Origin of the sequence: Nocardia sp. NPDC004604 (assembly GCF_040609795.1) — a bacterium.
GTDB lineage: Bacteria > Actinomycetota > Actinomycetes > Mycobacteriales > Mycobacteriaceae > Nocardia.
The window spans coordinates 1-18631 of record NZ_JBEXLC010000103.1 but is presented as its reverse complement, the minus strand read 5'-3'; the positions used below and the strand labels follow the sequence as shown (position 1 = coordinate 18631).

Sequence of the window (18631 nt, the reverse complement as noted above, 5' to 3'; positions counted from 1 at the left end):
GTTTCCCGCAATGACTTCAGCACGCGTTGCTCGGTTCGCCGTCCCCGTCGTCGCGCTCGGCCTGATCGCCACCGGTTGCTCGGATAACAGCATCACTCCCGGCATAGTCGATATCGGCAGTACAAACGACATCAACCCGAAGGATCGCAGCGAGCTGCGCGACGGCGGGAACCTGCGCCTGGCCATCACCAACTTCCCGGAGAACTTCAACTATCTGCATATCGACGGCACCACCGACACCACGGCCACGGTGATCAATCCGACGATGCCGTCCCCTTGGGTGAGCAATGCGGCGGGAGAACTCACCGTCGACCACAATTACTTCACCGACATCACGCTGACGAATACCAGCCCCCAGCAGGTCACCTACACGATCAACCCGAAGGCCGTATGGTCCGATGGCAGCCCGATCACGTGGGAGGACCTGCGATCGGAGGCGGCCGCGCTGAGCACCAAGGACCCCGGCTTCCTCATCTCCTCACCCAGCGGCTTCGACCGGGTCGAGAAGGTCGAACGAGGCGAGGACGACCGGCAGGCGATCGTCACCTTCAATAAGCCGTATGCCGAGTGGCAGGGTCAATTCAGTCCGCTGTATCCGAAGTCTGTCACCGCCACCCCGGATGCGTTCAGCAACGCCGACCACGACACGCTCCCGGTCAGCTCGGGTCCGTTCATGGTCACCGGCATCGATCGCGCGCAGAACCGGATCACGCTGGGCCGCAATCCGAAATGGTGGGGCGATACCCCGAAGCTGGACACGATCACGCTCAGCGTGCTCGACAATTCCGCGGTGCTGCCCGGGATCCAGAACAACGAGATCGACTACGCCTATATGTCCGGCATCGAGAATGTGACCGGCGCGAGGAATTCGAAGAATGTGGTGGTGCGGCGCACGCCCGAGCCCAGTTGGTCGCATCTGACCTTCAATGGCGGCAAGGGCGCCCTACTCGAGGATCCGCAACTGCGCATTGCCATTTCGAAGGCAATCGATCGGCAGGCCCTGGTGACCGCCGCCCAGAACGGTGTCGTCGAAAATCCGACGCCACTGAACAACCACATCTACATGAAGGGCCAGAAGGGCTACCAGGACAATTCGGCGCCGATCGCCTACGACCCCGCCGAGGCGGCGCGGATGCTCGACGCGCTCGGCTGGAAGCTCAATGGCGATGTCCGCGAAAAGGATGGCCGAAAGCTGGAACTGCGCGATGTGATGTACCAGCAGGAGGCCTGGGTGCAGACCGCGCAGATCGTGCAGCAGAACCTGGCGAAGGTCGGGGTGAAACTGACCATCCAAACCGTACCCGGCCAAGGGTTGTTCAAGGATGTGATCGATCCAGGGAACTTCGACATCGCCCAGTTCAGCTGGGGCGGTAGCGTCCTACCGCTGGGGGTGCTGCAGCAGGTCTACACGTATGATCCGAACAACCCGAACAGTCAGTTGGGCAATAAGGCCCGCATCGGATCACCGGAACTGAATGCGCTGATCGAGCAGACCATTGCCGAACTGGATCCGGCGAAGGCCATCGAACTGGCGAACAAATGCGATCAGATGATCTTCGCCGAGGGCTATTCGGTACCACTGCACCAGGCCTCGGGCACCTACGCCGTCCGCGATAACCTCGCCAACTATGGGGCCTTCGGCCTCGCCAGCCCCGACTACACCAAAGTCGGCTTCCTGAAGTGAAATTCGGACCGGGCCACCCCCTGGCCTATCCGGTCTCCGTGACGATCGGCGCCCTGGTTGTTTGCCTGGCCTGGGCGCCGTTCGCCGATGTGGACCAGCTCGCGGCCCTGGCGACGGTGACGCTGGGCATCCTGGGTTACACGGGGTTTCAACTGGCAAGGGCGCTGGGTCGCCTGCCGCATGGATTGGCGGACGGCAACCGTGCGGGTTCCAGTGGGGCCGATCGCAGCAATGTCCGCACCATAGAGATCAAGCGGGTGCGACAGCAGCACCGGCTCGTCAGTCGCAGTTGGCTCGAGATCACCGAGAACTACCGAACCCGGTGGCTGCCGGTGTTTTTCGAGCCGGGACTGCTCGGCATGACCGAGACCGCGGCCGAGGTGTCCGACCGAGCCGTCGACACCGCCACCCTCCACTTCTATCCCTCCGGAAAAGCTCGCACCTCCGAACCGCCCGGTCGCCTGATCGATAACCCGTCCCGCCCCGACCCCGATGCCCCGGACCTCGCAGCCGAATCCGCTCGGGTCCGCCGCCGCCTGCTGCTCGACGCCCAATCCACGGTTGCCGCGCCCTTCGTGGGTCTGATGTGGGTCTACGTGGCCGAGGGCGGGTTCATCGCCTTCCTGGCCGCCGCTTCGGTGGCCGCGGCCACCGCCATCTGGCTCGCCGCCGTCCGCGGCTCCGACCCCAGCTGACCCGGCCAGCGTCGGGCGAACCGGTGGGGCAGTACTGGTCATCTACTGGTCTGACCACTTGACCTCCTGACCTTTGTGGCGCAGAGTAGGGACATGGCGTTGCAACCTGTGGTCAAGCGGTCGGTGTCGGGGGACGTATTCGAGCAGATCGCGGCGGATGTGCTCAGCGGGGAGTTGGCCCCAGGGGCCACACTGCCGAGCGAGCGGCAGTTGGCGGAGGCACTGGGGGTCTCGCGTCCCGCGGTGCGTGAGGCACTGCAGCGGTTGGCGGCGGCCGGGCTGGTGGCGGTGCGACAGGGGGATGCGACCACCGTGCTGGACTATCGGCGCGGCGCCGGGCTCGAGGTGTTGCCGCGGTTGCTGGTTCAGGCCGGGGAGTTGGAGCCGAAGGTCGCGCGCAGCATTCTGGAGGCGCGGCTGCACAATGGGCCCAAAGTGGCCGAACTCGCAGCGATCCGGCTGGGCAGAACCGACTCTGCCACCGTGCGCGCCGCCTTGGATCGCAGCGTCGAAGCGCTTGCCGCCGAACAGGATCCGATCGCACAGCAGCGCCACGCGATGGAGTTCTGGGATCACATCGTCGACGCCGCCGACTCCATCGTGTTCCGGCTCATGTTCAACATGTTGCGCGGCGCCTATGAACCCGCGCTCGCGGCGCTGGCCCCGATCATGTCCGCCGAGGTGGGCAATGTCGAGGCCTATCGAAATCTGGCCGCCGCCATCGAGGCCGGCGAGCCCGAACAGGCCACCAGCATCGCCCGGGCCTTGCTCGAACCGGCGACCACGGCCCTGATCGAAGTATTGGAGGGCACTGAAAGCACCCGTCGCTGACGGCATTGTCACGATCCGGCGATCCGGATCACCGCGGCGGTTCGGAATATCGCTCGGTGCGTCACCGAATGGACGGCACCGACTGGCTGCACCAAGGAAAGACCATGACGAAACCTCAATCATCCAGCAAGGATTCGGCCACGGCGCGCGAGCGCGTGCGTCAGGACGAGCGGACCCTGCGCCGCGGTCTCACGCTCGGCGGCGCATTCCGGGAATTCATTCGGCATCCCTCGCCCTGGCTGATCGGCAGCACCCTGGCGGCGGCGCTGGTCGCCCGAATCATCGTGGGCGACTGGCAATTGACCGATGCGCTGGTGCCCGCGGTTATGCTCGCACTCTTCCCGCTCTTCGAGTGGATCGTGCACGTGACGGTACTGCACTGGCGGCCGAGGCGGCTCGGCCCGATCCCGATCGACAGCGAACTGGCGCGCAAACACCGTGAGCACCACGTCGATCCGCGCAATATCCCGCTGATCTTCATTCCGACCAAGACGCTATCGGTGCTGGTCGTCATCCTGGTCGCGCTCGCCACCCTGGCCTTCCCGCGCCTCGGTCTCGGCCTGACCTTCCTGCTGATGATCACCCTGCTCGGCCTCGGCTACGAGTGGACCCACTACCTCGTGCACACCGACTACAAACCGAAAGGCTCGCTCTACCGGGCGGTTTGGCGCAACCATCGCCACCACCACTACAAGAACGAGCACTACTGGTTCACCGTCACCACCTCCGGCACCGCCGACCGCCTCCTCGGCACCTATCCCGACCCCGCGACCACCGAAACCTCCCCCACCGCCCGCCACCTGCACTCGGCCTGACGGTGCCCCCACGACACCCTTCGACCGCAGCTGGACCGCGTCAGCCTGTCGCGAGCAGACGGCCTGCGATGGTGCGGGCGCGGTCGGCGGCGGCTGGGGAGCTTTCGCGAAGGGCGGTGACTATCGCGCCGTCGACGAGCAGGGCGAGTTCTGCGGCCAGTTCCTCGGCGTCGGATCGGCCTGCGGCGGTGAGGAGTTCGGCGAGGTAGCCGATGACCCGGCGCTTGTGCTGGTCGGCCGCATGGTGGGCAGCAGAATCCGGGTCGGCCACCTCCACCATGGTGTTGATGAACGCGCAGCCGCGGAAGTCCTTGCGGGCGAAGCGTTCCGAGAGCGCGTCGAATACCGCGAGCGGCCGGTCCGCGGGCTCGCTCGCCTTGGCTTCGACGGATTCCCGCAGCCAGGCCAGCCAGCGACGATCACGATCCTCGAGCACCGCGACAACCAGGTCGTCCTTGCTCGCGAAGTGGCGGTAGAAGGAGGCCCGGCCGACGCCGGACTCCTGCAGCAGGCGGTCTACACCGACCGCTCTGATGCCTTCGGCGTAGAAGAGTTCTTCGGCGGTGGTGAGTAATCGCTGCTTGGCCTGTGTTGCCATGTCCTCACGCTACCAGAACGGCACCGATCAGTACCATCCGACTTGACGAATTCGGAACCGATCAGTACCGTGTCAACTCGGCACCGATCGGTACCATTACGTTCGAGTTTGGAGTCACAATGTCTCGGCTACCGCTTGTGTCCATCGAAACCGCCGACGCCGAGCAGGCCGATCTGCTCACCGAGGTGCAGCGCCAGCTGGGCCGGATTCCGAATCTCTACGCCGCCATGGCGAACAGCCCCGCGACACTGCGCGGTTACCTGACCATGCGCGACGCACTGACCCGCGGCAAGCTCTCCGCCCGCGTCCGCGAGCAGCTGGCCCTGCTGGTCGCCAGCGAAAACGGTTGCGATTACTGCATTGCCGCACACAGCATGCGCGCGGGCCGGATGGGTTTCACCGAGGAGGCGATCGCGGCCACCCGCGCGGCGCGCGCCGAGGATCCGCATGCGGATGCGGTGCTGCGGATCGCCCGCGAAGTGCTGCGGTCCCGCGGCCGTGTCGACGATCAGATCATCGCGTCGGCCCGCGAGCACGGCGTGAGTGATGCCGAACTGAGTGAGATCGTCGGCCATATCGCTCTGAATGTCCTGTCCAACTACTTCAACCACGTCGCAAAGCCGGAACTGGACTTCCCACCGGCCGCACCAACGGAAGGCACCCAAATGACCGCGAAATGGCGCAAGGCCACCAAAGTCGCTCTGGTAGAAGGCTATGCACTGCTCGACCGGGACGGGGCGCAGGTGCGCACGATCGAAGATGTCGCGGTGTCGATCGAAGGCGGATTCCTGCACATCAAGGTCTCGGACACAGCTGACGTGCAGGTGGTTTCGGCACCGGCGGTGGCCCTGGTCAGCTACCGTCCCGAATCCTGAGCATCAATAACGACCATCCCGAGCCCGGCTCGGCGATCACTCGATCGCCGAGCCGGGCTTTTCACATCTCAGGCGGCATGTTGCCTCAATACCCTCACCGGGTAGGCCTATCTTCTTGACAACGTACCCTAGGGGGGTATGGTAAACCCAGTTGGACGGCAGGAGCCGTCATCGGAGAAGGAGAGCAGATGAGCACCGCAGCCACCACCGCCACTGTCACCGTCACGGGCATGACCTGCGGCTGCTGCGCCAACTCGGTCAGCAAGGAGGTCGGCATGATCGACGGCGTCACCAACGTCGATATCGACCTCGCCAGCGGCCGGGTAACCGTCGACAGCACCACGGCGGTCGCATTCGGCGCCATCGCCGCCGCCGTCGACAAGGCCGGATACCGGCTCGCCGAGTAACGACACCGGAACGGAGCATCCCGATGAACGCGTCCACCAAGTTCGCCGGTTACGCCCTCGGTCTCGCGGCGGTCTTCGGGATCGCGCTGGCCGTCGGCGCGACACTCGGGCCCGAGCCCACCGAGTCCGCGCACGATTCGAAGGCGCACGGTGCCATGGGCGAATCGAAGTCCGGTGCGGTACCCGCGGGACTCATGGCCAGCGAGAACGGATACACGCTGCGCCTGGATACCCCGCAGACCACCGCCGCGGCGAACGCACCCCTGCGCTTCCGAATCCTGAACCGCGCGGGCGCACCCGTCACCGACTATGTCCGCAGCCACGATAAGGACCTGCACCTCATCGTGGTCCGCCGCGATATGGCCGCCTTCCAGCATGTGCACCCGACGCTCGAGCAGGCGGGCACCTGGAGCGTCCCGCTGGATCTGAGCAGAGCCGGGGACTACCGGGTGTTCGCCGACTTCACCCCCGAAGGCGGCGAGAATCTGACGCTCGGCGCCGACCTGCGGGTCGCGGGCAACTACGACGTCCAGGCGCTGCCCGCACCGTCGACCACCGCCCAGGTCGGCGACTACACCGTCACGCTGGACGGCACGGTCACCCCGGGCCAGCCGTCGAAGGTCGTGCTCACGGTGCGCCGCAATGGCAAACCGGTCACCGATCTGCAGCCCTATCTGGCGGCCTACGGTCACCTCGTGGCCCTGCGCGCCGCCGACCTCGGCTATCTGCACGTCCACCCGGAGGGCAGCCCAGGCGATGGTATGACCCCGGCCGGGCCAGGCATAACCTTCTACGTCGACGCCCCGAGCGCCGGTGACTACCGACTCTTCCTCGATTTCCAGCACGAAGGCGTGGTCCGCACCGCCGAATTCACCGTCTCGGTCACCGACACCGGTGCCCCGGCGCCGGGACCCACCGCGGAGCCTGCCGGACACGGCCACTGATCACTACCCTGAGTCGCACAGAACGGAGCACACGATGACCACCGCGACACAACCATCCGCCGGACAGGTCGAATTGGTGATCGGTGGCATGACCTGCGCATCCTGCGCCAATCGCATCGAGAAGAAGCTGAACCGGCTCGACGGCGTCACCGCCACCGTCAACTACGCGACGGAGAAGGCGCGCGTCGATTTCAGCGGCGATATCTCACCCGAGCAGTTGATCGCCACCGTCGAGGAGGCCGGTTACACCGCCGCGCTGCCCGCGCCGAAGATCGAGCAACCCGCGCAGACCGGTGCCGAAGAACCGGATCCGACGGCCGCGCTGCGGACCCGACTGCTGGTCTCGCTGGTGCTGACGGTGCCGGTCATCGCGATGGCGATGGTGCCAGCATTGCAGTTCACCAACTGGCAGTGGCTATCGCTGACGCTGGCCGCACCGGTCGTGGTGTGGGGAGCACTGCCGTTCCACCGAGCCGCGTGGACCAATCTGCGTCACGGCACCGCCACCATGGACACCCTGGTGTCGATGGGCACCCTCGCCGCGCTGGGCTGGTCGCTGTACGCGCTGTTCTGGGGCACGGCCGGAATGCCTGGCATGAAGCATCCGTTCGAATTCACCATCTCGCGGATGGACGGCACCGGCAGCATCTACCTGGAGGCCGCCGCGGGCGTCACCACCTTCATCCTGGCCGGACGTTTCTTCGAGGCTCGCTCGAAGCGGCGGGCGGGCGCGGCGCTGCGGGCGCTGCTCGAACTCGGCGCGAAGGAGGTTTCGGTACTGCGCGGCACAGGGGGACGGCAGCCGACGGAGTCGGCGGGGTGGGCAAGCACAGGGGGACGGCAGCCGACGGAGTCGGCGGGGTGGGCAAGCACAGGGGGACGGCAGCCGACGGAGTCGGCGGGGTGGGCAAGCGCAGCCGAGCGACGCATCCCGGTCGAGCAGTTGGTCGTTGGTGACACCTTCGTGGTTCGGCCCGGTGAGAAGATCGCCACCGACGGTGTGGTCGTCGAGGGTTCCTCGGCGGTCGACGCCTCGATGCTGACCGGTGAATCGGTGCCGGTCGAGGTCGGTCCCGGGGATGCGGTGGTCGGTGCGACGGTCAATGTCGGCGGGCGGATCGTGGTGCGCGCCGATCGAATCGGCTCCGATACCCAGCTGGCGCAGATGGCGAAGCTGGTCGAGGACGCGCAGACCGGTAAGGCGCAGGCCCAGCGGTTGGCGGACCGGATCTCCGGGATCTTCGTGCCCATCGTGATCGCGCTATCGGTCGCGACGCTCGGATTCTGGCTCGGCACCGGCGGTTCGGTTGCCGCGGCCTTCACCGCCGCGGTCGCGGTGCTGATCATCGCCTGCCCGTGCGCGCTCGGACTGGCCACACCGACCGCACTGCTGGTCGGCACCGGTCGCGGTGCGCAGCTCGGCATTCTGATCAAGGGTCCGGAGGTGCTGGAGTCGACCCGTCGGGTGGACACCGTGGTGCTCGATAAGACGGGCACCGTCACCACCGGCAGGATGACCCTGCTCGATGTCATTGCCGCCGCGGGCGAGGACACCGCCGAAGTGCTGGCGCTGGCCGGGGCACTGGAGGATTCGTCGGAGCATCCGATCGCCCAGGCGATCGCCAAGGGTGCACGCGATAAGGTCGGCGCATTGCGGCCGGTCCAGGGCTTCGCCAATATCGAGGGCCTCGGTGTGCAGGGTGTGGTGGACGGACATGCGGTGCTCGTCGGGCGGCCACGGCTGCTCGCCGACTGGGCCCAGCACCTCGACACCGACCTGGAGCGGGCCATGTCCGCGGCCGAAGCCGATGGCAAGACCGCCGTGGCGGTGGGCTGGGACGGTAGGGCCCGCGGCGTGCTCGTCGTCGCCGATGCGGTGAAACCCACCTCCGCTCAGGCGATCTCGCAGCTGAAGGCACTCGGGCTCACCCCGATCATGCTGACCGGAGATAACACGGCGGCGGCGAAAGCCATTGCGGCGCAGGTCGGTATCGACGAGGTGATCGCGGAGGTGCTGCCCGCCGATAAGGTCGACGCGGTCAAGCGGTTGCAGGCCGAGGGCAAGGTGGTCGCAATGGTCGGCGACGGCGTCAATGACGCCGCGGCCCTGGCCCAGGCCGACCTCGGCCTGGCAATGGGTACCGGCACCGATGTCGCCATCGAGGCCAGCGACTTGACGCTGGTCCGCGGCGACCTGCGGGCGGCCGCCGATGCGATCCGGCTGTCCCGCAGGACCTTGGGCACCATCAAGGGCAATCTGTTCTGGGCCTTCGCCTACAACGTGGCGGCGATCCCGCTCGCCATGGCCGGGCTGCTGAACCCGATGCTCGCCGGTGCTGCGATGGCCTTCTCCTCGGTCTTCGTGGTCAGCAACAGTCTGCGCCTGCGGAATTTCCGCTCCACCGCTCGGTAGAAACTGATCGGGCGGGACGATATCGTCCCGCCCGATTTCGGCGGGTGATCCGACCGGCTACGGCCTTACTGCCCGGCTATGGCCTTACTGCCCGGCTATGGCTTTATTGCAGAGCGCCGCTATTTCCCAGAGCCATGGCAGCGCTTCCGGTGGCCCCTGCGGCGGCGGCACTCCCGGTGGCGGCCAAAAGGGAGAGAAGAATCATCGGTCGACCTTTCGTAGAACAACGATCAGCAACCGAAAGTTACTGCCGTCCAAAGATGTCCACAATCAGCGGACAAGGACTCTCGGCAATCTCCCGCGACATTGCCAGCCAATTCCCAGCAAGACTTTCGCGGGACAGCACCATCTGGACGAATCATTTGCCTGGCACGAGCCCGGCGCAGCCTCGGTAGATGTGTTGCAGCGCTACTGATTATCGAGAACCTTCATCGGCGATCAGCCGTGCCGCACCGTCGCCGGTGAGGAGATCTCGCCCAACGCGGCGACCAGTGATCAGCAGCAACAGTGCGGCCACAGGCCCTTCGATGGTAAGCCCGTCGCCCACAGTCCACTTCGCGTCGGTCGCAACGAGGTGATACCCGGCCAGCTGCTTACGGCACCCCGCCATATTGGTTGTCCAGACTCGTTCGAGAGCCGATCGTGCTGCATCGATAGGCATTTCACGAGTGATGCCGAGTGGCACCGCAATGTCCTGACCGTGTACGAGCAGGTCCATCAGCCGGTCGGCAGCGGTGGTGCCCACCGGAGTCACGCGTAGTCCGATACCGTCGCGCAGCTCGGTGCGCAACTGCGCCGCAGTCATGTTGTCGGCGTGGCGGATTGCGGTATCGCGGATCGCTCGGTGCAGGTTGCCGCGGGCGCGAATCAGGTTGACCAGAATCCAGCCGATGCTGGCATTCGTGGACAACACAATGTGCGCGACCACGTCACGAACTCGCCAGCCTGCACAGAGCGAGCCATGATCCCAGTCGTCGTCGGACAATGTCTCCAGCAGTTCGACCAGGCTCCTCCGCTCGGCGGCGACTGCCCGCCAAATCTGTTCGGTCGTCATCGTTTCGGTGTCGGCCATGCGCTCGCTCCGTCTTCCGTGGGTGTTCCAGTACCGTAGGAACTCCACCGGGGTGGAGGTTCCAGCGATCGTGACGGACAACACACACAACGGCAGCTTGATCAGCATCGGGGAACTGTCGCGACGGACCGGCGTTCCCGTTCGCACCATCCGCTTCTATTGCGACCAATCGATTCTGGCGTCTCGACGCACCTCGGGCGGGCACCGGATGTTCGACCCGGCCACCGCCATCGATCAGCTCCTGCAGGTGCGCCGACTCCGCGCACTCGGTCTCGGCCTCGGTCCGATCGTGGATGTCCTCGCGGGTACTGTGCCGCTCGCACAGGCAGTCATCGCCGAACGAAGCACCCTCGACACCGAACTGGCCGCATTGACATGGCGACGGGCCGCGCTGCTCGCAATCGAAGACGCACCACCCGCCGAACGGGCCACCCGCCTGAAGTTGCTCGCCGCGGTGCAGGACCGACACAGCACCCACAACTCCGTCGTGACGTTCTGGCGGCGCATGCTCACCCCTTTGCCGCCGGACATATTCGACGGATTCATCGAAATGAATGTGCCCGAGCCGGACCCCCACCACATAGTGGCCTACGCCGAACTCGCCACGCTGGTCGCCGATCCCGCGCTGCGCGTCGTCATGTCACGCCAGCTCTGGCGATCGGACCGCACTCGGATCCGCCACAAGCAGGCGCTGCTCACCGGAGTCGCCCGGGCCTGCGAGTCCGCCGGTCACCTGCTCCGCACGAACCAGCAGCCGCGGCCCGGCCCCGAACTCGATCAGTTCGTCGATGCTCACGCCAGCGCGCGGGGCGAACGCGACACACCGCGGTTGCGCCGGCAACTCCTCACCGGCGCAACCGATTCCGATCACCGCATCCACCGATACTGGAGCCTGACCAGCGAAGTCACCGGCACCATCACGGTTGGCACCGCCCTCCACTGGCTTTACGACGCACTCACACAATCGATCGACCCGGACGATATTCCCGCTGTCAGGAATCCGTTCCCCGGCCCCAGCTGGGATGCTGCGCAATCTGTTTCGGATCGGTGAGACGTCGCGGGTTGCCGCCGTCGGTATCCATCACCCAGACCTCGGCTCCGGCCTTGGACGCTGCATCCCTGGCGAAACGGGTGAAGACGATCTTCGTGCCGTCGGGGGAGAACGACGGGTCCCCCGTGTAGTCGTCGGTGAGCGGTCGGACGTGATCACCGTGGACGTCCATCACATAGATCTCGGATCGGTCCTTCCCACCCCGATTACTGGTGAACACGATCTCGGTCCCGGCCGGGGTGAAAACCGGTTCGGAATTGAAATACGGATCCTCCAGCAGCTTCCGCGCGCCGGTTCCATCGGCTGCCATCTCCCAGATGGTGTTGGCCCTGGTGAACAAGATCTTCGAACCGTCGGGCGAGAATGCGGAATGCTGCGCCGAGGTCAGATCGGGGCCGAACGTGTTGGGGGCGCCGATGAGCTGCCTCAGCTCGCCACCATCGGTGTTCATCACATAGATGACGCCACCGCGAGTGAAGGCGATCCGGCTACCGTCAGGCGAGAACGTCGGACTGTACCCACCGTCGGCAAGCTGCACGACATTGCCGCCATCCGAATCCATTATCGATATCGACCGACCACCAACCACGATCTTCGAACCATCCGGAGCAAAGCTCGGATTAGAACCAGCAGCAATCCGAACAACCCCGGTGCCATCGGGATTCATCGAGAAGACCGACTCCCAGCCATCAGAAAATGCGATCTTCGCCGCCCGCGGCGGCTGCCCGCGATCCGCGCCACAACCAACGATCAACCCCGACAACACAACCCCGGCGGCCAGCACCTGCAGCACCCGCCCTCTTGCCCGAATCCTCGACATGTAAGGCATCGTCCCCGAACCCACCACACCTCACCGGTCCTGGGAATCCTGAGCGGCCGAGCGTGGCCCGGGAGTTCGGGTCGGCCCCCGCAACGGGGCCGCGAAGACCCACGTGATCCCGTCAGGGCACCGAGTTCGGTGCCACCCCATCACCCCTCATGGGGCCTGGTCAGCTCGGGCGCCAACTGGTCGCCGCAGCCTTGCACCGGTGCAGCGTGCCCGCATCCGCTGTAGGGTCCGCACCCAACCGGCTTTCCTACCTTGCGGATTCAACGCGACCCCTGGCTTCCGCGATTCGAGGTCCAGTGTGATGGTCGCTTCTCGGCGCGGCACAACCTCGATCAGCCTGTCGACGAGGGCGGGCGGGCGCCCACCATCTGGCTCAGCAGATGCGCACCGCTGCCCGTGAGCTAGCCGAGCGGCACGGTCACGCCGGGCGACGACGGCGCACCGTGCAGGACCAACTGGCTCGGAATATCGACTTTCTTGTCGTTCTTCTTCCCGTTCTTGTCCTTGCCGGGTAGGTCGAAGGCCAGCCGGATGGTGTGGGCACTGCCGGGATCGATCTGGTCGACGCCGGTGCGGGACGGGTTGAGTGCGGCGGTTGCGGGCGCGTCGGGGACAAGGGTGCGCCCGGCGACGGTGATCAGGCGCTGATCGGCGGGGCGGAAGGCTTGCCCGCCTCGAGAGACATTGGTGACCGTCAGCGTCACGATGGTGTAGGAGCCGCCTGGGGCACCGGTGGCGTTCACGTTGGACACCACCTCCGTCACGGTGAACGCGAGGTTCCCGTCGCGCACCGCACCAACCGGGGATTGCCCGCCGGTAGAGGGCGGCGGGGGTCCGGTCGCGGCAATAGCGGAGGACGCTTGTGTCGTCGTGCCCGGACCGGAGTCGGACTCGAGGACACCGCTCAGCCACAGTGCCGCCGCAGCGACGAGTGCAAGCCCGGCGGCGACCGGTATCCATCGGCGCACCAGAAGCTTTCGCCGAGGGTCCGGATGCCCGACCGGGTGTGTCCGCGGCTCGGGTGTATGCGGCTGCAGCCGGGTCTGGGGTGTTTGCGGCACCGGCCGGGTCTCGGGTGTCTGCGACACCGGCCAGGTCTCGGGTGTCTGCGGCTCGGGCGTATGCGACTCCAGCCGGGTCTCAGTTGTCTGCGGCCCCAGCCGGGGCTCGGGCGTATGCGGTACCGGCCGAGGCTCGGCCAGGGTCGGGGGCGAGCCGGCGGCGGTCATGACGCGGGTGGGCGGGTGTGGGCTCGATGTCGCAGGGGCCGCGGCCGGCGGGGCCGGGTGCGCCGATGCGCCCAATGCCGCACGTGCCGCCGCGGCGAATTCGCCCGCGCTGGCGTAGCGGTCCCCCGGTTCCTTGGCCATACCGCGGGCGATAACAGCGTCCAGCGCTGGCGGGACACCTCGGGCAGCTCGCGAGGCATGCGGGGGTTCGGACATCAGATGCGCGTGCATCTGCTGTGCCGGGTCGCCGTCACCGTACGGCACCCTCCCGGTGAGGGTTTCATACAGCACGCAGGCCAGCGAATAGACATCCGAGCGAGCCTCGGCCGCCCCGGTGAACCGCTCCGGCGCCATATAGCCCAATGTGCCCACCACCAGGCCGGTGGCGGTGAGGGCGGTGCCGTCGGCGGCGCGGGCAATACCGAAATCGATCAGATATACGAAACCGTTGGCGTCCTCGAGGATATTGCCCGGCTTCACATCCCGATGCACAAGCCCCGCCGCGTGAGCGGCATCCAGCGCCTCCGCAGCCTGAGCGATGACCTCGACCGCCCGCGCCGGAATCAGCGCACCCGACCGCAGCCGCGTGGCCAGATCCACACCCTCGATAAACGGCATCTCCAAAAACAGATGACCATCGACTTCACCGAAGGCACGGATCGGCACGATGTGGGGGTTTCGCACGTGGGTACCCAACCGGGCCTCCCGCTCGAAACGGCGCCGATACCCCGGATCGGCGGAATACGCCGCAGACAACACCTTCAACGCGACGGCACTGCCGGTGCGGTCGCGCGCCAACCACACCTCACCCATACCGCCACGACCCACCAAACGATCGAGGTGGTAGTTCCCGAACAAGCCGCGGGCGCTCAGCACCGACACACTCTGACCGTATCGCCCGGGATCAATGCCAGCGCGACCGGGAGACCACCACAGCCCCGGATCACTCACTCGCCGATGCACCTGTGAGTCGACATCGTGCCAGGACAATGAGCCTGCGATGCGAAGACAGCCAGCCGCGTTGCTGATGACCAGCGACCGTGGCGACTCCCCGCGAACGAAGCGCTGCGAGTCCAAAGTCGCAGGCACTCAAAGCGGTTCACGGAGTCCAAGAAACGTGTCGAGCAGCCGTGGGAAGCGAGGCCGGGCCCGGGAAGCACCAACTATCACCGGGCCCAACACTTCAGCCTGAGGCAGACACCCCGCTCATGGGCGGAGAATGGCACCGATTCGGTCCGTGTGGGTGCGCATGGACTGTGGGGTTAGATTCCTGTGTGCCGTAGGACTGATGAGCGTGTGGCGGTGCTGATTGAGGAGATTGGGGCGCTAGGGTGGTTCTGCGGACTGGGGAAGTGTTCGCCGGGTTCATGATCGAGGGTGTCCTCGGCGCCGGTGGTATGGGGGTGGTGTACGCGGCGCGGCATCCACGGATGGACCGCCGGGTCGCATTGAAGGTTCTCAACGACGCCTTCGCCACCGACCCGCGCGCCCGGGCCGCGTTCGACCGCGAAGCAGCCTTGGCCGCGCGACTGGATCATCCGAACATCGTCACCGTCTACGACCGCAGCGCAGCGGACGATCCGATGCTGTGGCTGGCGATGCGCCACATCCCCGGCGGAGACGCCAGCACTCTGCTCACAGACGCTCCCGGCGGGGTGGCGCCTGAGCTGGCGGTGGAGTTGATCGCCGACGCTGCGGCGGCGCTGGATTACGCGCATTCCCACGGGGTGCTGCACCGGGACGTGAAACCGGCGAATCTGCTGATCGAGGCCGACTCCCGCCGCGGGCAACGCGCCCTGCTGGCCGATTTCGGGATCGCCCGGACCCTGGACGGCACCGTCACCTTGTCGGCAATCTCGGCGAGTTTCGCCTATGCCGCTCCCGAACGCTTCACCCGCCAGGCCGCCGACCATCGCGGCGATATCTACTCCCTGGGCTGCACCCTGCACCATCTGCTCACCGGTCATCCGCCGTTTCCCCGCGACGACCAAGCCGCGGTCATCGGCGCACACCTGGGCGAGCCCCCGCCCGCACCGAGCAGGCTTCGACCGGGCCTGCCCGCTGGACTCGACGTGGTGATCGCGACCGCCCTCGCCAAGAACCCCGCCGAGCGCTACCCGAACTGTGCTGGCCTCGCCGACGCCGCCCGAGACGCCATCACTCCCGCACGCGCTAGGACCGTGGACGCCCCACAGCCAGTACCAGAATCCGAACCGACGGCGCGGTACGGCTTGGCAGCGGGGACCGGCACCGGTCCCACCACTGGATTCGACAGCGTGAACAACGACTCCGGATCATCAGTGCCGTACATTCCGCCGCCGGAATCGACCAACCCGGCGCGACACCTCGGCCCGGTGACTCCCGGCCCGAACTCCCGATACCGCACACCCATCGCGCCGCCAGGTCCGTTGTCTCCGAATCCTCCGCACCAGCAACAACCCTGGGCGGATCCCAGCGCCGCCGGATGGCAACGCGGTCGACAGCCGATCGACCAGCGGCAGGGAATGTGGCCAGCTGTAGGGGCGCTGCTCCTCAGCATCCTCGGTTGTGTAGTCCCGCTGCAGCCGTGGATCGACCTGACCGGCGTGCGAGCTTTTGTCGGCCTCCCGTTCGGAATAGCCGCACTCGTCCTCGGGATTGTCGGCTGTACCGGACAACGCCGCGGCAAGGTCCTGGCAGTCGCGGGAATGATCCTCTCCGCGATCGCACTCGCGGTCGAGTTCATCGCGATCGTCATAGTCGCCTAGGCAAACCGATCAGCAACGGAGTGGTCCATTGTCCTCCGCCACTGCATCCGAGGTGCCGCGACTGACGTTGTCGCAGTGCCGGCGCCGAGCTCGGTCGCTAGTGCGATAAACCGATGACGGAACGGGGCCCGAACCTAGTCCACCTTTGAGTCTTCGGCCGGCGACTGATGTTGTAGGCCATAACAGACCGGCACCGACCGGTTTCGTCGTAGTAGCGGAACGGAACCTGCCGGGCGATCGACCCGTTACTGCGGGATCGCGGGCGTGGTGTGCGCATGGAGCTGGTGGGTGCTCTGAGAAGCTGCTGTGGCCGCAAGTGGTGACATGCACACCTACACCAAGGTAACCAACGACACTCGCCATCCGCGTAGATCGTCTTCCCCTTGGCTATCATCGGACGCAATGCATGTCGACTTGATGCTCGATTCTTTGGATGGACTGTCCGTGGGGGACGCTTTGGGGCAGCAGTTCCCGATCATGCGCCGATCCATCGCAGATCTTCGGGCAGGTAATCTTCCTGCCGGACCGTGGGGGTGGACCGACGACACCGAGATGGCCTGCTCTGTGGTTACCGAGCTGAGCAGTCGCGGCGAGATCGACCAGGATCGGCTTGCTACCGCTTTCGCGCGACGCTTCGACCCAAGCCGTGACTACGGCTTCGCCACGGTCGGCACCTTGCGTCGAGTCCGCGATGGCGTGCATTGGCGCAAGGCGGCCGGAGCCGCGTTCGGTGACGAGGGTTCCTGTGGCAACGGTGCGGCCATGCGGGTTGCCCCGTTGGGTGCCTTTTATGCCGGCGATCTGGAAAAGGTTGTCGCCGAAGCGGTCCGGTCGGCGGAGGTGACGCATCTGCATTTCGAAGGGGTCACCGGTGCCGTCGCGGTTGCACTCGCCGCAGCCCACGCCGCGCATGCCCGCCTCAACAGGACACGGCCCACACCGACCGAATTCATTACCAGCGTCCTGGACCGCCTCGACCAGAGTGACACGACCCGGCTGATCCGCCGCGCCCGCACCCTGCTCGGAGCCCCCGCCGCCGAGGCCGCGAACGAACTCGGCAACGGATCTCTGGTCACCGCACAGAATACGGTGCCGTTCACGATGTGGGTCGCGGCCACATATCTGGACGACTACCCGGCCGCAGTCACCACATGTATTGCGGCAGACGGAGATATCGACACCACCAGCGCCATCGTCGGCGGGATCGTCGCCGCCTACACCGGCAACCGCACGGGTCCGATCGTTGGGATACCCCAGACATGGCTTGCCGCACGAGAGGCGCCGCCCCGCTGGTGCAACTCCATCGATCGAACACGCGGGCGCAAGAATTCTGTATTCGGCCGCGCTCGACGATGGCTGTCCGGCGCATCGTCGAGATGACCACGATTGACCGGCTGGCATCCGCCGCCTGTCATCGCATTCGTGTATCGCGCCCCCGGATCGGCCTCGGCATCGCGGCCCGGAAATCCTTCAGCCAAGGCTCTACTGTGGCTGATCGCCATCGTCCTCGGCAGTCTTTCGCAAACGCTCGAGGTCCTCGAGGCAGTTGCGGCGAGGAACCGACATCCACGGCCGCCGTTGAAGTTTCAGACCACCGGAATTGTCGTCCTATCCGGCGACTAGCTTGTTCACGAGCGACCCCCGATGCATGGTTCGGATCGAGAGGTCTCTGATGGAACCGAACGTGCGAGGTCCGCGTCTAACCTACTGAGACCAACACCGACCGACGACTGAGAGAATGTGCATGGCTGAAGGTTCACCAACCACCGGGTCGCCGTTTGCGATTGTGCCCGACCATGTTTCGGATGCCGGACAGTATGTGCAGCGGACCGCGCAAACTCTCGTCAACGGTGTGCGGTCGGCCGACGCGGACGTGCAGGGGCTGATGACGAGCTGGAAAGGCACTGCAGCCACCGCCTATTCGACGGGGTGGGAGGAGACCCGCGACGGCGCCTTGCAGGTACTCGAGGCCCTGAACACCATGGCTGAACTGCTCGGCGTGGTAGGTGTCGAATACACCGGCACCGACACCACCAACGCCACCGGGCTGCGGCAATCCACGCTGGATCTCCCATAGCTGATTCCGCGTAAACCGAACAGGACTGTGGCACATGAGGTATCAGGTCGATCTCGACCACCTGGACGACGTAACCGCCCGCATCGGCGGACTGAACGACTTCCTACGGGAATCCCTACGCGAGATCGATGAACGCATGGCCGTAATGCAACAGAGCTGGAACGGCCACGCCGCCGACAAGCAAGCCGAAGCGCACCGGGAATGGGCTACTGCGGCGCAGGAGGTTCGGGAGGGAATCGAGGCCATGCAGGCCGCAGCCCGCACCGCGCACACCGCCTACAACGACGCGGTAACCGAGAACCTGCGCGCTCTGGGGCGCGCGTGACCGCAACCGTTCTCGATGTCGACACCAGCGTCTATTACG

General features: G+C 66.0%; 17 protein-coding genes. 13 read left to right on the top strand and 4 right to left on the bottom strand.

Features of this window, described 5'->3' with window-relative positions:
* Positions 1 to 10: 10 nt before the first annotated feature.
* From ABZW16_RS30445 to ABZW16_RS30430, 4 genes are all read left to right on the top strand, one after another.
* Positions 11 to 1684 carry an ABC transporter family substrate-binding protein gene (locus ABZW16_RS30445; RefSeq protein WP_354959528.1) on the top strand — a complete coding sequence of 558 codons (1674 nt, stop codon included), beginning with the start codon at positions 11 to 13 and terminating at the stop codon, positions 1682 to 1684.
* A complete protein-coding gene (locus ABZW16_RS30440) occupies positions 1681 to 2379 on the top strand; it encodes a hypothetical protein (protein WP_354959527.1) in 699 nt (232 codons plus the stop codon). Before ABZW16_RS30445 ends, ABZW16_RS30440 begins: the two co-directional genes overlap by 4 nt.
* Positions 2380 to 2472: 93 nt before the next feature.
* A complete protein-coding gene (locus ABZW16_RS30435; protein WP_354959526.1) occupies positions 2473 to 3210 on the top strand; it encodes a GntR family transcriptional regulator in 738 nt (245 codons plus the stop codon).
* 104 nt (positions 3211 to 3314) lie between these two features.
* Positions 3315 to 4025, top strand: a complete 711-nt coding sequence (locus ABZW16_RS30430; protein ID WP_354959525.1) for a sterol desaturase family protein — start codon at positions 3315 to 3317, stop codon at positions 4023 to 4025.
* Positions 4026 to 4065: 40 nt separating this feature from the next.
* Here ABZW16_RS30430 and ABZW16_RS30425 read toward each other — a convergent pair whose 3' ends face one another.
* Positions 4066 to 4623, bottom strand: a complete 558-nt coding sequence (locus ABZW16_RS30425; protein ID WP_354959524.1) for a TetR family transcriptional regulator — start codon at positions 4621 to 4623, stop codon at positions 4066 to 4068.
* Positions 4624 to 4760: 137 nt separating this feature from the next.
* Here ABZW16_RS30425 and ABZW16_RS30420 point away from each other — a divergent pair, with 137 nt between their 5' ends.
* The 4 genes from ABZW16_RS30420 (at position 4761) to ABZW16_RS30405 (ending at position 9262) form a co-directional block, all read left to right on the top strand.
* Complete coding sequence (locus ABZW16_RS30420; protein WP_354959523.1) at positions 4761 to 5498, top strand: carboxymuconolactone decarboxylase family protein; 738 nt, start codon at positions 4761 to 4763, stop codon at positions 5496 to 5498.
* A gap of 188 nt (positions 5499 to 5686) precedes the next feature.
* Complete coding sequence (locus ABZW16_RS30415; RefSeq protein WP_354959522.1) at positions 5687 to 5905, top strand: heavy-metal-associated domain-containing protein; 219 nt, start codon at positions 5687 to 5689, stop codon at positions 5903 to 5905.
* Positions 5906 to 5928: 23 nt separating this feature from the next.
* Positions 5929 to 6849: a hypothetical protein gene (locus ABZW16_RS30410; RefSeq protein WP_354959521.1), complete on the top strand. Its 921-nt coding sequence runs from the start codon at positions 5929 to 5931 to the stop codon at positions 6847 to 6849.
* Positions 6850 to 6883: 34 nt separating this feature from the next.
* On the top strand, positions 6884 to 9262 hold the full coding sequence (locus ABZW16_RS30405; protein WP_354959520.1) for a heavy metal translocating P-type ATPase: 2379 nt from the start codon (positions 6884 to 6886) through the stop codon (positions 9260 to 9262).
* 415 nt (positions 9263 to 9677) lie between these two features.
* Here the strand turns inward: ABZW16_RS30405 and ABZW16_RS30400 are convergent, their stop codons facing one another.
* Positions 9678 to 10334: a maleylpyruvate isomerase family mycothiol-dependent enzyme gene (locus tag ABZW16_RS30400; protein ID WP_354959519.1), complete on the bottom strand. Its 657-nt coding sequence runs from the start codon at positions 10332 to 10334 to the stop codon at positions 9678 to 9680.
* Between the two features lie 70 nt (positions 10335 to 10404).
* Here ABZW16_RS30400 and ABZW16_RS30395 point away from each other — a divergent pair, with 70 nt between their 5' ends.
* Positions 10405 to 11385, top strand: coding sequence for a MerR family transcriptional regulator (locus tag ABZW16_RS30395; protein WP_354959518.1), 981 nt, complete (start codon positions 10405 to 10407; stop codon positions 11383 to 11385).
* On the opposite strand, the gene ABZW16_RS30390 is transcribed toward ABZW16_RS30395, so the two are convergent.
* Together ABZW16_RS30390 and ABZW16_RS30385 are read right to left on the bottom strand one after the other, a co-directional pair.
* Positions 11327 to 11947 carry a hypothetical protein gene (locus ABZW16_RS30390; protein WP_354959517.1) on the bottom strand — a complete coding sequence of 207 codons (621 nt, stop codon included), beginning with the start codon at positions 11945 to 11947 and terminating at the stop codon, positions 11327 to 11329. The genes ABZW16_RS30395 and ABZW16_RS30390 overlap by 59 nt on opposite strands.
* 668 nt (positions 11948 to 12615) lie before the next feature.
* Positions 12616 to 14325 carry a protein kinase gene (locus tag ABZW16_RS30385; RefSeq protein ID WP_354959516.1) on the bottom strand — a complete coding sequence of 570 codons (1710 nt, stop codon included), beginning with the start codon at positions 14323 to 14325 and terminating at the stop codon, positions 12616 to 12618.
* Positions 14326 to 14774: 449 nt separating this feature from the next.
* Here ABZW16_RS30385 and ABZW16_RS30380 point away from each other — a divergent pair, with 449 nt between their 5' ends.
* The 4 genes from ABZW16_RS30380 to ABZW16_RS30365 all read left to right on the top strand — a co-directional run bounded on the left by ABZW16_RS30380 (position 14775) and on the right by ABZW16_RS30365 (position 18592).
* Positions 14775 to 16190 carry a protein kinase gene (locus ABZW16_RS30380; RefSeq protein WP_354959515.1) on the top strand — a complete coding sequence of 472 codons (1416 nt, stop codon included), beginning with the start codon at positions 14775 to 14777 and terminating at the stop codon, positions 16188 to 16190.
* Between the two features lie 444 nt (positions 16191 to 16634).
* The gene (locus ABZW16_RS30375; RefSeq protein ID WP_354959514.1) at positions 16635 to 17570 is read left to right on the top strand and encodes an ADP-ribosylglycohydrolase family protein; all 936 of its coding nucleotides are present in this window, start codon (positions 16635 to 16637) and stop codon (positions 17568 to 17570) included.
* 364 nt (positions 17571 to 17934) lie between these two features.
* The gene (locus ABZW16_RS30370) at positions 17935 to 18267 is read left to right on the top strand and encodes a WXG100 family type VII secretion target (RefSeq protein ID WP_354959513.1); all 333 of its coding nucleotides are present in this window, start codon (positions 17935 to 17937) and stop codon (positions 18265 to 18267) included.
* A gap of 34 nt (positions 18268 to 18301) precedes the next feature.
* On the top strand, positions 18302 to 18592 hold the full coding sequence (locus ABZW16_RS30365) for a WXG100 family type VII secretion target (protein ID WP_354959512.1): 291 nt from the start codon (positions 18302 to 18304) through the stop codon (positions 18590 to 18592).
* Positions 18593 to 18631: the final 39 nt, after the last annotated feature.

Coding starts and splice junctions, on each gene's coding strand:
- ABZW16_RS30445 (WP_354959528.1), top strand. CDS start 11: ATGACTTCAGCACGCGTTGCTCGGTTCGCCGTCCCCGTCGTCGCGCTC.
- ABZW16_RS30435 (WP_354959526.1), top strand. CDS start 2,473: ATGGCGTTGCAACCTGTGGTCAAGCGGTCGGTGTCGGGGGACGTATTC.
- ABZW16_RS30430 (WP_354959525.1), top strand. CDS start 3,315: ATGACGAAACCTCAATCATCCAGCAAGGATTCGGCCACGGCGCGCGAG.
- ABZW16_RS30425 (WP_354959524.1), bottom strand. CDS start 4,623: ATGGCAACACAGGCCAAGCAGCGATTACTCACCACCGCCGAAGAACTC.
- ABZW16_RS30415 (WP_354959522.1), top strand. CDS start 5,687: ATGAGCACCGCAGCCACCACCGCCACTGTCACCGTCACGGGCATGACC.
- ABZW16_RS30410 (WP_354959521.1), top strand. CDS start 5,929: ATGAACGCGTCCACCAAGTTCGCCGGTTACGCCCTCGGTCTCGCGGCG.
- ABZW16_RS30405 (WP_354959520.1), top strand. CDS start 6,884: ATGACCACCGCGACACAACCATCCGCCGGACAGGTCGAATTGGTGATC.
- ABZW16_RS30400 (WP_354959519.1), bottom strand. CDS start 10,334: ATGGCCGACACCGAAACGATGACGACCGAACAGATTTGGCGGGCAGTC.
- ABZW16_RS30390 (WP_354959517.1), bottom strand. CDS start 11,947: ATGGATTCGGATGGCGGCAATGTCGTGCAGCTTGCCGACGGTGGGTAC.
- ABZW16_RS30370 (WP_354959513.1), top strand. CDS start 17,935: ATGGCTGAAGGTTCACCAACCACCGGGTCGCCGTTTGCGATTGTGCCC.
- ABZW16_RS30365 (WP_354959512.1), top strand. CDS start 18,302: ATGAGGTATCAGGTCGATCTCGACCACCTGGACGACGTAACCGCCCGC.